At 66.7% G+C, this 13,950-nt stretch carries 14 protein-coding genes; 3 read left to right on the top strand and 11 right to left on the bottom strand.

Features of this window, described 5'->3' with window-relative positions; genetic code table 11:
• Positions 1–1,272, bottom strand: coding sequence for an SLC13 family permease (locus EF294_RS12170; protein WP_123930101.1), 1,272 nt, complete (start codon positions 1,270–1,272; stop codon positions 1–3).
• Complete coding sequence (locus tag EF294_RS12165) at positions 1,273–2,784, bottom strand: MFS transporter (RefSeq protein ID WP_123930098.1); 1,512 nt, start codon at positions 2,782–2,784, stop codon at positions 1,273–1,275.
• Positions 2,785–2,886: 102 nt separating this feature from the next.
• On the opposite strand from EF294_RS12165, the gene EF294_RS12160 reads away from it, so the two are divergent.
• On the top strand, positions 2,887–3,102 hold the full coding sequence (locus EF294_RS12160) for a hypothetical protein (protein ID WP_123930095.1): 216 nt from the start codon (positions 2,887–2,889) through the stop codon (positions 3,100–3,102).
• Between the two features lie 52 nt (positions 3,103–3,154).
• On the opposite strand, the gene EF294_RS12155 is transcribed toward EF294_RS12160, so the two are convergent.
• The 5 genes from EF294_RS12155 to EF294_RS12135 form a co-directional block, all read right to left on the bottom strand.
• Complete coding sequence (locus tag EF294_RS12155) at positions 3,155–3,583, bottom strand: DUF6918 family protein (protein WP_123930092.1); 429 nt, start codon at positions 3,581–3,583, stop codon at positions 3,155–3,157.
• 78 nt (positions 3,584–3,661) lie between these two features.
• A complete protein-coding gene (locus EF294_RS12150; RefSeq protein WP_123930089.1) occupies positions 3,662–4,630 on the bottom strand; it encodes a vWA domain-containing protein in 969 nt (322 codons plus the stop codon).
• Between the two features lie 24 nt (positions 4,631–4,654).
• On the bottom strand, positions 4,655–5,623 hold the full coding sequence (locus EF294_RS12145) for an AAA family ATPase (protein WP_123930087.1): 969 nt from the start codon (positions 5,621–5,623) through the stop codon (positions 4,655–4,657).
• Positions 5,620–6,477, bottom strand: coding sequence for a mycofactocin-coupled SDR family oxidoreductase (locus EF294_RS12140; protein ID WP_123930084.1), 858 nt, complete (start codon positions 6,475–6,477; stop codon positions 5,620–5,622). The genes EF294_RS12145 and EF294_RS12140 overlap by 4 nt, the downstream gene beginning before the upstream one ends.
• A gap of 67 nt (positions 6,478–6,544) precedes the next feature.
• Complete coding sequence (locus tag EF294_RS12135; RefSeq protein ID WP_123930081.1) at positions 6,545–7,372, bottom strand: mycofactocin-coupled SDR family oxidoreductase; 828 nt, start codon at positions 7,370–7,372, stop codon at positions 6,545–6,547.
• Positions 7,373–7,500: 128 nt separating this feature from the next.
• Between EF294_RS12135 and EF294_RS12130 the strand changes: the two genes are divergently transcribed.
• Positions 7,501–8,121: an acyl-CoA-like ligand-binding transcription factor gene (locus EF294_RS12130; protein WP_123930078.1), complete on the top strand. Its 621-nt coding sequence runs from the start codon at positions 7,501–7,503 to the stop codon at positions 8,119–8,121.
• 24 nt (positions 8,122–8,145) lie between these two features.
• Here EF294_RS12130 and EF294_RS12125 read toward each other — a convergent pair whose 3' ends face one another.
• Genes EF294_RS12125 through EF294_RS12110 form a run of 4 tightly spaced genes read right to left on the bottom strand, consistent with a single transcriptional unit; the run spans position 8,146 to position 13,053 of the window.
• Positions 8,146–9,006: a MaoC/PaaZ C-terminal domain-containing protein gene (locus EF294_RS12125; RefSeq protein WP_123930075.1), complete on the bottom strand. Its 861-nt coding sequence runs from the start codon at positions 9,004–9,006 to the stop codon at positions 8,146–8,148.
• A 2-nt stretch (positions 9,007–9,008) separates the two neighbouring features.
• Positions 9,009–10,790 (bottom strand): 3-oxosteroid 1-dehydrogenase, encoded by a 1,782-nt coding sequence (gene kstD / locus EF294_RS12120; RefSeq protein ID WP_123930072.1) that lies wholly within the window; start codon positions 10,788–10,790, stop codon positions 9,009–9,011.
• 59 nt (positions 10,791–10,849) lie between these two features.
• Positions 10,850–11,920, bottom strand: coding sequence for an acyl-CoA dehydrogenase family protein (locus tag EF294_RS12115; protein ID WP_123930069.1), 1,071 nt, complete (start codon positions 11,918–11,920; stop codon positions 10,850–10,852).
• Positions 11,917–13,053, bottom strand: a complete 1,137-nt coding sequence (locus tag EF294_RS12110; protein ID WP_123930066.1) for an acyl-CoA dehydrogenase family protein — start codon at positions 13,051–13,053, stop codon at positions 11,917–11,919. The genes EF294_RS12115 and EF294_RS12110 overlap by 4 nt, the downstream gene beginning before the upstream one ends.
• A gap of 98 nt (positions 13,054–13,151) precedes the next feature.
• Here EF294_RS12110 and EF294_RS12105 point away from each other — a divergent pair, with 98 nt between their 5' ends.
• A complete protein-coding gene (locus EF294_RS12105; protein ID WP_123930062.1) occupies positions 13,152–13,940 on the top strand; it encodes a 2-keto-4-pentenoate hydratase in 789 nt (262 codons plus the stop codon).
• Positions 13,941–13,950: the final 10 nt, after the last annotated feature.

Below are 13,950 nucleotides of genomic sequence, written 5' to 3'. Positions count from 1 at the left end.
TCACACCACCTGCAGGCCGACCCACAGCGCGACGACCGCGGCGATGAGAGTCGGCGGGACGGTGAGCGTGCCCAGCAACACATAGCGTCGCGTCGGCGGCGCGATGGTGTGGCGGCGCATGACGTCGCGCCACAACAGGTTTGCCAGCGAACCAAAGTAGGCGAGGTTGGGGCCGATGTTGACGCCGAGCAGCATGGCCAGCGCCAAGCCGGGATCGTGGGCGACCATCGGGAGCAGGAGCAATGTCGCCGGGAGGTTGTTGAGTACGTTGGCCGCGACCGCTGCGAGTGTGGCGACCGCCAAGAGCGCCCATAGCGAGTTGCCATCCGGGATGAGATGGGTGATCGCCCCGCCGATCGGGCCGAGGCGGATGGGCAGGACGATGATGCCCAGCGCAGCGACGAACGCGAGGAATCCGAGGTTGACCGCGCGCAGCGCACGAACCGCGGTGACCGCGGGTGCCTTGCGCATCGGAACGATGAGCATCACCGCCGCCCCGACGCCGGCGATCGCGGCCAAGGAAAGTCCTAACGGCTCGGCGATGACGAAGCCGCACAGCAGCAGACCCAGCAGGATCAGGGTGCCGACCGGCGCCGGGCGCCGGGGGGTGTCCGCGGGCGTGTGCGCCGTGTCGGGGGCTCTGGCGGTCGGCAAATCGCCGGCGAAGAAGACCCGGAAGATGACGTATTCGACGACGATCGCGACCACCCAGGGAGCCGCCATCAGTCCGGCGAAGGAGAGAAAGCCGAGCCCGGTCGCCGAAAAGGCCAGCAGATTGGTCAGATTCGACACCGGCAAGAGTGTGGAGGCACTGTTGGCCAGGTGTGCGGTTGCCGTGCCGACCGGGGTCGCCCGGGCGCCGATCCGCCGTGCGGTGGCCACCGCTACCGGGGTCAATAGCACGATCGTGGTGTCGATCGACAGCACGGCCGTGGTGAGCGCCGCGGCTACGAACACCAGGCGCAGTAGCTGCCTGGGCGATCCGCGACTCCAGTCCGCGAGCAACTGGCCCACCCAGGCGAAGACCCCGGTGCGTGCGCACACCTCGGCGACGACCAGCATGGCGGCAAGGAAACCGATGGTCGGTGCGATGAACTCGAGTTCATCGCGCACCTGCGACCATGACACGACCCCGAGAAGGGGCAGTAGCACCGCGGCCGGAACCGCAATGATCGCCGGCGAAAGGCGTTGCGCGGAGACCGCGATCCCGATGACGGCGACCAGGGCGAGCACGGCCACGGCGGTGCCCAGTGGACTGTGGACGTCGAGCACCTAGGCGACCACCCGTCGCGGCGCGAGGATAGTGGTGACCGCCGACCCGACGACGAGCACGATGCCCAGCATCAGACACCCCTGGTTCATCGGGACGACGAAGGCGTCCTGCGCGCCGTGTAAGACGCGGGCGCCGAGGTCATCGGGCAGCCGCGCTGCGACCTCCCGTGCCTGCGCCAACGAACTGGTGATGTGCTCGGCGGCAGCGGGCTCGGCGCGGACGAGGTCGGCGGTCGGGCCGATTCGGTGTGCGTATCCGGCGGCGAGCAGACTGCCGGCCAGTGCGATGCCGATGGCGGCGCCGATCTCGCGGGCCGTGTCGTTGACCGCGGAGCCGACCCCCTGATTCTCCAGAGGCGTATTGGACATGATTGCTGTCGTCGACGGGGCCGTGGCCAGACCGATGCCGATCGCACAGATCGCTAGCATCCACGCCATCATCCAGTAGGAGTCGTAGTCGATGACGCCCAATAGGATCAGTCCGATGCCGGCGATGAGCAGCCCACTGCCCAGCACGAAGCGTAGGGAGTGAAAGCGCACCGCGAGCCAATTGCCCAGCAGTGCAAAGGTGCTCACTCCCAGAACCATGGGCATGAGGGCGAAGGCCGAGCGCAGCGGCGAGAAGTCGAACACCAGCTGCAGGCGCTGCAGCAGTAGGTAGAAGGCGCCGAAGGAGGCGAAGAACTGCAGCGCCACCGACAATGCACCGGAGCCGAATGCGCGGTTGGTGAACAGGCGGACGTCGAGGAGCTGCCGGGTGCCGCGCAGTTCGATCAGGCAGAACACGGCGACGAGGAGTACGCCGCCGATCAGGGTGAGAAGGACCAAAGCATCATCCCAGCCGCGGTGTGGGGCCTCGAGGAGCCCGAACACGATGCCGGTGACCGCGAGGATCGACACAGCCGATCCGGCGTAGTCGAAGGGTTGCGGATCGGAGTCCTTGGAGGTGCCGATCGTCAGGCACAACAGTGCCGTCAGCACCGCCGACGCGGCGAAGGTGAGGAAAATCGAATGCCACGAGAAGAATTCCAGCAGTAGGCCGGAGACGAAGAATCCGGCGATCGCGCCCGCGCCGGCGACCGCGGCCCAGATACTGATGCCGATGCTGCGCTTGTCGGCGGGTACGCCGGAGGTGATAAGCGACAGCGTCGTCGGCATGATGAATGCCGCGCCCACGCCGGCGACGCAACGAGTGATGATCAGCTGCGTCGGATCGCTGGCCCAGGTCGCGGTCAGCGACCCGACCGCAAAGATGGCCAGACCGATGATCAACATCTCGCGACGGCCGAATCGGTCGCCGATCGCACCGGCGGGCAGCAGCAGTGCGGCGAGGGCGAGGGTGTAGCCGTCGGCGATCCAGGTCATCTGGCCGGTGTCGGCGCCGAGGTCGATGGCGATGTCGGCGAGCGCGGTGTTCAGAGCGGCCATCGCGGCGACCACCATGCTGACCGCCGCGCAGGCGATCGCGATCAGCCACACTGAGCGCAGGTCGAGCGCCCTGAGCCGATTCATCCGGCTTTCCCTCCCCGCAGTGCTGACGAAAACCAATCCCGGAGTGTGATCCAGGCGACACGCGGGACGCACATCGAGACACCACAGGCAACCTGTGACACATTGATCACTGTAGTAACAAACCCGGGGTGGCTGATCGCCACGGTGGTCGTGGCCTCGGACAACCGAAAGTGGGAGATCATGGCCGCACCGGTCGCCTCTTCGCGGTCCACCGACGCACCGACCGAACGCCTGCGCGTCTGGCGGGTACTGGTGATGCTGGCGGCGCTCATCGCCGTCGTGTGCGCGCTGATACTCGTCGTCACCAGCGCCGCCTGAGCGCCGCGACATACACCCGTTTGCGACCAGGTGATCGAGTCGCGGCCGCGGGTCACGCGTGCTTCTCGATTACGTCGCCGACGGCGGGAAGTGCCTCGGACACATAGCCTTTGGCCTTGCCTCGCAGCGTGCCGTAGGCCTTGGCCAGCGGCGCCTTGGCCGACTCCACCTGGGCGTCGGTCACCGCGAGCAAGGCCTCCGATGCTGCGTCGGGGTCACTGGCCAGATGAACACCGAACGATGCGCCCGCGGGCCTGGAGTCCCAGAACGGCTGCAGGGCGGCGACGAAATCGGGGAGCATCAGGTTGGTTGCCTTCGTCACGATATCGGGTTTGACCTTGCCGACGGCACTGTATGCAGCCTTGACGGCTGCACCGCTGAGCCCCTTCTGAGCTGCGACCTGCGAGTCGATCACCCCCACCAGATCGTCGACGACAGCCGGACGGTTTGGACCGAGCAGGGACTGCAGCGAATCGCTCATCAAGATCTCCTCAAGGAAACGGGTGTCGACGAAGGACGGGCGCGGCCGGCGCCCTCCTGAGCAGAATAGACGGACCACTCAGTTCTCGAAGATGGTGCGCAGCGCAGGCGCCACGCCGCGATGATCCCGGATCGGCAGGCAGCGGCCGTGGCCGAGGAGCGCCAGGTCGGCGGCCAACTCGAGGTCGTGCTCGCCGGAGACGTCGACGAGGACGTCGAGCCGGTTCAGGGTTCCCGGGATCTCTCGCGGGTCGGCGCCGGCGTTGTGCACGCAGTCGCTGAGCAGCAGCACGCGGGAGTCCGCTGCGGGTACCCCACGGAGTTGGTCGGCCGCGGTTCTCAAAGCGAAGCTCAGATTGGTCAGCCCCCGGGTGGGCAGCGTGAGCAGTGCGTCGATGACCCGGTCGGGGTCGACCGGATCGCCGAGCCGAGAGATGATGGCGGCGTCGGACCAGAAGGCGATGACCGACACGGCATCTCGGGAGAGTTCACCGGTCAGCGCGCCCACGGTGGCCGCCGCGGTGCGGACCTGTTCTCCGCGGGCCGATCCGGAGATGTCGACGACGATCACCACCGACCGCCTGCGCCGGATGCGCCGGCGCACCGCGATGTCGTCGTCGGTCGGCAGCGGATTCGCCGCGATCGCCTCGAGTGTCACATCGAGATCGATCTCGTCGGAATCACCACGCCACCGACCGGTGCGCAGGGTTCCCGTGGCCGACCGTGGGGCACGCGGGGATCGGACGACCTCGGTCAGTGCGAGTTTCCGGGCGATTTGGCGGGCCCTCCTGCGGGCTTCGTCGTCATGTATGGATGGGTGGTGGGGAGTGTCGAGTTCGCCTGTCTCCGAGGTCATTCCCGGCTGGGTCGAGCCCGGCGTGCCTGGTGCCCCGGGCGGGCGGCGATCATTTCGGCCGAGGAGAACCCAGCCCGCGCCGCCGGCGCCCGGCACGAGGAGATCGGGCTCGGTGTCGAGGTGCTTCGGTTTACGTAGCAGCGGTGCGAGTGTGCGCGGGTGGGTGTGCCGGGCACCGCGGCGGCGGGTCAACGGCGACTCGGCGGCGATCGCTCTTCAACCGGGCTCGGCCGCCGCGGGGTCGAGGACGAAATGGTCCTGCCAGATCTCGGTCAGGACGACCTCCGGAGTGGTGAAGGCGGTGTCGTCGAGATGGATTCGACCCGACAGTGCCACCATCATCGCATCGAGGACGGTGGCGGTGTAGTCGGTCGGGAGGTCGCGCGGCGGCGGCATGGCGCCGTCGGCGGGCATCGGCACCCCGCGCATCGCGCACAACTGTGCGGTGATGAGCGCAAGGTCGATCGCTCCGCGCACGCTGCTGCCCTGACGGATGTCGTCACGGATCCGGGTGGCCCGGGTCAGTGCCACCGAGTCGTTGACGATCCGATCCGACCCCGATCCGGTTCGGCGCCGGACAATCTCGCGTTCGGCTGCGTCGTCCTGATAGTCCACCACGAGTCGGCACATCCGATCGTGCACCGAGGTCGACAGGCGTGTGGTGCCCACGTTGTCGTACGGATTCATCGACGCGACAATCCGGAAGCTGTCGGCGGCGACGATGGTTCCCACCCGTGGCACGGTGATGACCCGTTCGGCCATCGCGGTCAGCAGTGTGTCGACGGTATCCTCGGGCGCGCGGTTGAATTCCTCGACGTACAGGAACCCGCCGCTGCGCATCGCCTGCAGCAGGGGCCCGTCGACGAAATTGTCAGGGCGGTAGTCCTCCTTGAGGACCCGAGCAGGATTATGGTGGCCGACAAGGCGACTGGGCGTGAGATCGGCATTGCCCTCGACCAGGATCAGGGGAATGCCCCAGTGCGCGGTGATCGCCCGCAGCAGGGTGCTCTTGGAGGTACCCGGTGGACCCTCGAGGATCATGTCGCGTCCGGCGGCGACCGCGGCGACGACGAGATCCAATTCGCGGTCGCGCCCGACGATTTCGGTCGCGACGGCCGAACGGACCGCAGCGACATCGCTGCGGTCCGTCGTCGGGGTGGATCCCGTCGGAGTGGTTCCAGTCACTTCACCGGATCCGTGTTCACGCCGGTCAGCAGCATGTGCCCGGCGTCGACCGGAATGGTGACGCCGGTGACGGTGGCCGCCAGATCGGAATTCAGGTACAGCGCCGTGTTCGCGATGACCTCCGGTGGCATGAACGAGGTGCCCTTGAGTGCGTGGAAGCTGTAGCCACCCGCGATGAGGTCGTCGGGACTGCCGCCCTCGTGCCCGGCGAACATGTCCCATGCGCCTTGCTGGTTGGTCATGGGTGTCAGAATCGCACCGGGATTGATGGAATTGCAGCGGATACCGTACGGGGCGAGTTCGAGTGCGATGTTCTTCATCAGCCCGATCACGCCGTGTTTGGTCGAGACATAGTGCGCGTAATTCATGCCCGGCTCGAGACCGTTCACCGAGGAGGTGATGACGATCGACCCGGACTGTCGCTCGATCATGTGTGGTGCCACGGCTTTTGCCGATTTCCACACCCCGGTCAGGTTGACGTCCATCATGTCCGACCACATCTGTTCGGTCATCTCCCAGAACGGTGACCTGGTCCAGATGCCGGCGTTGGCGATGAGGATGTCGATCTTGCCGAACTCCGCAATGCCCGCGGCGACTGCGGCGTCGAGCTGGCCCTGATCACGAACGTCGGCGTCAAAGGTCAACGCGCGGCGGTCGAGTGCCTCGACCTGACTCACCGTCTCGGCCATGTCGTCGGCGGTCGCGAGCGGGTAGTCGACCGATTCGAGGGCCTTCGAGGTGATGTCGAGAAGGATCACGTCGGCGCCCTCGCGTGCCGAGGTCACCGCGTGGGCGCGGCCCTGTCCGCGGGCGCCGCCGGTGATGAGTGCGGTCTTACCGTCCAAGAGTCCCATGTCAACTCCTTTGTCGTTGGGTCTTTGTCGTGGGGAATTGGGTCTTTGGCGTGGGGGAATGGGGAGGTTACAGCGCTCCGCCGGCGTCGATGGCCTGTGTGGTCCCGGTAACGTAGCGTCCGGCGTCGGAGACGAGATAGAGGATTGCGTTGGAGATGTCGATGGGTTCGATCATCGACACCGGTAGCCGGTTCATCTGCGAGGCCGCCTCCTCGAAGTCAGCGCGGGTCGGTTCCTCGAGGTCCGGTCGGAACAGTTTGTAGGTGGGCTCGTTGAGGATCATGTCGGTCGCGACCGTGGTGGGATGCACGGTGTTCACCCGAATGCTCTGCGGCCCGAGCTCTTTTGCCAGTACGCGCATCAGTCCGATCAGACCGTACTTGGCTGCGGTGTAATGGGCGATGTTCTCATTGGTGGTGATGGCCGCGAGTGAACTGGTCAAGACCACTGCACCGCCGCGCCCGCCGGCGACGATGTGCGGTACCGCCGCGCGCACGGTCTTCCACACGCCGGTCAGGTTGATGTCGATCATGGTCTGCCACATCTGCTCCTCCATCTCAAGGGCGGGGGCCATGGTGGAGATCCCGGCGTTGGCGAGGACGATGTCGAGCCGGCCGAGGGCGGCCACACCGTCCTGCGCGGCTTTGGTCAGCCCGGCCAGATCGCGCACGTCCACCTCGGAGGCGATGATGCGACGGTCGAGCGCCTCGACCGCACGCACCGTCTCCTCGAGATCGCCGGGACGTGCCGTCGCGTAGGGGACGGTATCGACCTGTTCGGTGATGTCGACGGCGATGATGTCGGCGCCCTCTTGAGCCAGACGCAGTGCGTGGCTGCGCCCTTGGCCGCGTGCCGCTCCGGTAATGAAGGCGACCTTGCCTTCGAGTGTGCCCATGATGCTGCCTACTTCCCTCGACGAACCCGTGTGATCCATGTCGCACCCCGAGGATATGTCACAGGGTGTCACAACGCCAGGGGTTCGAGGGTCCCCACTCTGAGATCGGTCGGTGGGACGATGGGCGGATGGCATTCAGCGCAGAGCGGAGCGTCGCGGCCACCTCGGTCGAGGTCGATCGCGGGGGACGGCCGGCCAGCACGAGCGCCCACGAACTCGCGGCGGCCGCACAACGCTTGTTCCTTCGCGACGGATTCGACGAGACGAGCGTCGAGGACATCGCCGCCGCGGTCGGCGTCAGCCGACGCACCTTCTTCCGGTACTTCCCGACCAAGGCCGACGTGGTGTGGGTCGAATCCGACAAGGAACTCGACGAGTTCCGTCGTTTGCTCGCGGCGTCGATTTCGGAGACCGACCCGATCGAGATCCTGGTCGAGGCGTTTATCTCGGTCGTCGATCACGGGCGTCATGAGGACGAATGGGCCTGCGGGCGAGCACAATTGATCCTCGAGGTGCCCGCCGTGCAGGCTCGCGCCAGCGAGGTCTATCGCCAGTGGCGCGCGGTGATCGCCGAGTTCGTCGGCGACCGGAGCGACATGCCGGCGACCGCGATCTATCCGACCGCGGTCGCGCACGCCATGATGGCCGCGTCGGCGGCCGGGCACGAGCAGTGGATCGCGAATCCGGGTCGTGGTCTGCGGGCGAGCCTGGCCCCGATGTTCGCGCTGATGGTGCCTCGACGGGTCTGACCGGACGCCGTCGAGGCAGTGCTCTCAGCGCTTCGCGATGACCACGTTCTTCAGCGCGGGTGCGCCGTCGCGGTCGGCGACGCTCGCGGCTATCAGCAGTGACCGGGGTTCGTCCCATACGTCGATATCGACGGTTTCACCGGGGAACACCACGCCGGCGAAAGTGGCCGAGTAGTCGGCGACGGCGGTCACGTCGCCGTCGAGGAGTGCGTCGACCACGGCTCGGCACACTGTCCCGTATGTGCAGAGTCCGTGCAGGATCGGGCGGGGAAATCCTGCGCGAGAGGCAAATTCGGGGTCGGAGTGCAATGGGTTGCGGTCACCGCAGAGCCGGTAGAGCAGAGCCTGGTTGGGCAGCGTCGGTACCGACAGTCGGTGGTCGGGTGCCCGATCGGGGTAGTCGAGCGTGGCGGAGTTGCCGCGCTCGCCGCCGAAACCGCCCTCGCCCTTGGCGAAGATGGACGAGCGCGCTGTCCACAGCGGGGTGCCGGCGTCGTCGACGGTGACCGATTCCTGGATGATCACCGCAGCCGATCCTTTGTCCTGGATCTCGGCGATCGTGGTCCGGGTGGTGGCCTTGCCCGACGCGGGGATCGGGCGGTGTGCGGTGACCCGCTGGCTGCCGTGGACCACCTTGGCCAGGTCGATGTCGACACCTGGGAAGGAAACCTTCGGTGCCTCGGTGACATGGAAAGATGCCGCCACGGTCGCGAAGGAGGGCAACACCTTGGGGGCGACATCGTCGACGTAGGCGAGACTCGCGCGGTCCATCGGGTCGGCGGCCGCACCGACGGCCAGGTGATAGAGCGCGACGTCGGAGGCCGACCACTCGAAGCAGACCTCGGGTAGCTCGGCGCCCAGTGCCACGGACAGGTCGATCGGCATGATCAGTTCTCCTCGAAGGCGGACGCCGATGTCGTTGCGGTATCCGGGATTCGGGACCCGCGGTGTTGGGCGCAGTCGAGTGCGGCGAGGTAACCGAAGACCATTGCGGGTCCGATGGTGGCCCCTGGGCCGGCGTAGGTGTGGCCCATCACCGGCGCCGAGGTGTTGCCGGCCGCGTAGAGTCCCTCGATGACCGAACCGTCGGCGCGTAGCGCTCGGGCGTGTGCGTCGGTGTCGATGCCGCCTTTGGTGCCGAGGTCTCCGGGCACCATTTTTACCGCGTAGAACGGCGCCTTGTCGACCACTCCGAGGCTCGGATTGGGCTTGTTGGTGATGTCGCCGTAGTAGTGGTCGTAGCCGCTGCGTCCGCGCCCGAAGTCTTCATCAGTGCCGCTTCGGGCAAAGCCGTTGAAACGATCGGTGGTGGCGCGCAACGCTTCGGTGGGGACACCGATCTTCTCGGCCAGGGCTTCGATGGAGGCGGCCTTGACGACCACTCCGGACTCGAGCCACTTCTTTGGAAGCGGTTGGCGCGCATTGATGCCGGCGAACAGGTAGCGGTTGCGGCAGCGTTGGTCGAAGATGAGCCACGATGGGATGTTCTCACCCGGGCCCTCGCCTTGTCCGAAGTCGCCGCCATACATCTGATGCACCGCTTCGACATACGGCAGCGACTCGTTCATGAAGCGTTCTCCGCGCGCGTTGATCATGAAGGTGCCGGGGACGGCGCGCTCGGACAGCGCGAACCACGGCCCGCGCGGCAACGGGATGGTCGGGCCCCACCACGAGTCGTCCATCAGCGACACCGCGGCACCGATCTTGAGGCCCGCGTTGATGCCGTCGCCGGTGTTGGTCGGTGCACCGGTGGTCCACTCCGATCCGATGGGCTCGCGCTGATACTTCTTGCGCATCTCGGCGTTGTGCTCGAAGCCGCCACACGCGAGGATGACACCGCGCTGCGCGTGCAGCCGGATACGCGTGCCCTCATGCTCGGCGATCACCCCGACCACCCGGTCGTTCTCGGTGATCAGGTCGACCAGACCCGTCGACAGCCGCAGTGGTACGCCGGCTTTGCGGACCCCGAGCAGCAGCTCGGCGGCCAGTGCGGCGCCCATCGCGATGAGCTTCTTGCCGCGGCTGCGTGCCCAGAAGAACCGGGCACCGACCTTGCCGATCCGCACCGGTCCGCGCCAGTGCCGTAGGCCGGTGTTGAGCCAGCGGTAATCCGATTGCAGCACAACCATGTTGAGCGGCGCCTTGGTGTACTGCGGATGCAGGGTCGCCAGGTCGTCGCCGAGTGCCCGGGCGTCGAACGGCCGCGGTTCGACGCTGCGTCCGGCGAGGCGTCCGCCGGGGGCCTCGGGGTAGTAGTCGGAGTAGTTCTTCACCCATTCGAGGTCGAGGGGAGCATGGGCCATCAGAAATTCCAGCGCCTCGGGGCCGCGATCGATGTACGCGTCGATTTTCTCCGCAGGCGCGTGTTCACCGATGATTGCGTGGACGTACTGCCGCGCCGTCTCCTGGTTGTCGCGCACTCCGTCGCGCTTGAGCACCGGGTTGCCCGGAATCCAGACGCCACCACCGGAGCGCGACGTGGAGCCGCCCCAGTAGGCGGACTTCTCGATGATCACCGTCCGCAAGCCCTGTGTGGCCGCGGTGATGGCGGCGCTCAGGCCCGCGGCACCGGCACCGACGACGATGACGTCGTAGGTCTCCTCGGTCTCCGGAAGCCCTGCCGGGGGGGTGTGGTCCTGCTGTCCTGCTGGTTCGGTCGCGCCGGCCATGAATCGGGTCCCTTCGTGCGCCGCGGGTGGAACGTGTTCTCACCTAAAAGTAGAACACGTTACAGATTCGCGGCGCCAGGGGTCGCCCTCGACGGGGTGTGATCGGCGTCGACGACGAGATCCCACGGGTCGATCCCGTCCTCCAACTCACGACCGGCAAGTACCTGTGACCAGTACTTCTCGTCGCCGTGTCGGTCCCGCCATGCCAGCAGCGCCATGGTGAATCGGCCGAGATGATGCTCGGAGGTGAATCCGATCGCGCCGTGGATCTGATGCGCTGCGGCGGCCACCTCCCTCGCGGTCGATGAGACGACGATCTTGGCCGCGGCGATCGTGCCGGCGTGATCAGGGTTCCCGGCCATCTCGACGGCGTGCTCCACCGCGGCACGGCTGTGGGCTGCCGACGCCGCCATGGACGCCAGACGTTGCTGGATGGCCTGGAACCCGGACAGCGGTCGACCGAACTGTGTGCGTTGCGACGCGTGGCGCACCGTGGTCTCGATGATGGTGTCCGCGCAGGCGGACATGGCCACCGCGTAGGCCACCGCGCCACGCAGGCGCAGCTCCTCAGAGTCGATTGGAGAGTCCGTGAGGTGTTCGACGACGACGGTGTCGAGGGCGACGTCATCGACCGATGCCCCGAGCAGATCGGTGCCGTGGTACAGAGTCAGGCCCGGTGTGGTGCGGGAGACCAGTGCCACCGACGAGGCGAAATGAACCACGAGGACGTCGGCCTCGCAGGCGTGTACGACGCCCGGCAGCAACCCGTCGAGCGTCCATCCCTGCGCGGTGGCGCGTGCGGTGATTCCCTCGCCGCCCAGCGCGAGTGTCGCGGTGCGCCCGCCGAGGTCGAGTCCCGAACGTGCGGCCAACCAAGCGGCCAGGACGGTGTGCTCGATGAATGGGGTGAGTGCGCCACTTCCCGCTGCCGCCGACACCACGGTCAGTGCATCGGTGAACTGGCCACCGGCACCCCCGAGATCCTCGCCGATGCCGACGCCGGTGAACCCCGCATCGGTCAGCGCCGTCCAGACCCCGGTGTCGATCGTGGTGGCCGGCGTCGTGGTGTCGACGCCGACGCGCTCGATCACGGCGGTCACTGCCGCATGCAGCTCGGCGTCCCCGGTCACCGCAATCCCATCCCTCTGGCGACGATTGCGCGCAGGATCTCGTTGGTGCCGCCGCGAAGTGTGAAGGCGGGTGTATGCAGTATCGCCGTCGCCAGCAGGGTGGCGAAGGGGTTCGTATCGCCGATCCGCACCACGGTGTCCGAGGAGGATCGGATGGCTTCGATGACGTCACCCTCGAACTGCGAGCCGATGTCCTTGACCATCGCGGCGAGCACATCGGGTGCGCCGCCGTCGGCGAGTTCGGCAGCCACTTGCAACGACATCCGGCGCAACGCCCACGCACGGGCGGTCAGCGTTCCCAGGGTGATCCGCTGCTCGGCGGACGCTCCGATTCTGCGCAACTCGGCGGCCCACGCCCGCAGCAGCGGCATCGTCGAGAGGAATCGCTCCGGTCCGGAGCGTTCATAAGCCAACTCGCTCATCACTTGTTTCCACCCGGCGCCGCGTTCACCCAACAGTGCCTCGGTGCCCACGTTCGCGTCGTGGAAGATCACCTCGTTGAAGTGGGCGCCGCCGTCGATGCTGCGCAGCGGGCGGATCTCGATGTCGGGGTGGGGGAGATCGACGATCAGCTGGGACAGTCCGGTCTGGCGGTCGGCGGGTGTGCCATCGGTGCGGGCCAACAGCACCATCGCGTGCGCGACGTGGGCGCCAGTGGTCCACACCTTGGTACCGCTGATCCGCCACGACCCGTCGTCGGCGCACACCGCGCGTGTGCGTACCGAGGCGAGGTCGGAGCCGGCGTCGGGCTCACTCATTCCGATCGCGAAAAACATTGTACCCGAGCATATTCCGGGGATATAGCGCTGCCGCTGGCGTTCTGAGCCGTGGGCGAGGATGCCCGGCGCCATCTGCCGGTCGGCTATCCAATGCGCCGCGACCGGTGCCCCACAGGCCAGGAGTTCTTCGGTGATGACGAATCGTTCGACTGCGCTGCGACCACGGCCGCCGTACTTCTTGGGCATCGTCATCCCCAGCCAGCCGTGCTGTCCGAGGCGGGCGCTGAACGCCGGATCGAATCCGCTCATCCAGCTGTCGCATGCCGGGACGAACGTCCCGGCATCGAGTTCGGCGGCCAGGAACTCACGCATCTCCTGGCGCAGTGTGTCGGTACTCGCCTGGTCGGTGCCCACGGTCGAACGGTAGCACCGTGTCGGACAGAGGAGTCCTCCCGGAAATCTGGAACATGTTCTAAACTAGAACACGTTCATTCCACGGAAGTGAGGCACTCATGGCGGTTGACCAGGCAATCCGCGAGCGGATCGCCGCTGATCTGTGGACCGCGGAGCGGACCGCGACGGCGATCGACCGACCCACCGATGCCCACCCGGAACTCGATGTCGTTGACGCTTACGAAATCGCGCTGATCAACATCGGTAAGCGCCTCGACGCCGGTGCGAAGGTCGCCGGGCACAAGGTGGGGCTGGCGTCGGAGGCCATGCAGAAGATGATGAACGTCGACGAGCCCGACTATGGGCATCTGCTCGACGAGATGCAGTACCACGAAGCCACCCCGATCGACACCGCGACGCTGTGTTTCCCGCGGGTGGAGGTGGAGGTGGGGTTCATCCTGGGCAAGGATCTGCCGGGCGCGGGGTGCACCAACGACGACGTGATCGATGCCGTCGAGTGGGTGGTGCCCTCGATCGAGCTGATCGATTCGCGGATCACCGATTGGCAGATCACGTTGTGCGACACCATCGCCGACAACGCATCGTCGTGTGGATGGATTCTCGGCACTGAGCGTGTGGCGATCACCGACATCGACTCCGGTGACATCGACGCAGTGTTGCACCGCAACGGCGAGATCGTCGCGAAGGGCAATTCTTCTGCGGTGCTGGGCCATCCGTTGAATGCGGTGAGCTGGTTGGCGCGCAAGGTGGAGTCCTTCGGGGTGCGACTACGCAAGGGTGATGTGATCCTGCCGGGCACCGCGATACGGGCATTCGACGTCGGGCCGGGTGATCACGTCGTCGCCGAGTTTGCCGGACTTGGCAGCGTCACCCTCGATTTCACCTGACCAACACCAA

It is taken from the genome of Gordonia oryzae (genome assembly GCF_003797185.1).
Lineage (GTDB): Bacteria > Actinomycetota > Actinomycetes > Mycobacteriales > Mycobacteriaceae > Gordonia > Gordonia oryzae.
Note: the sequence above shows the minus strand (reverse complement) of the source record. Positions and strands in the feature narration are given on the sequence as shown.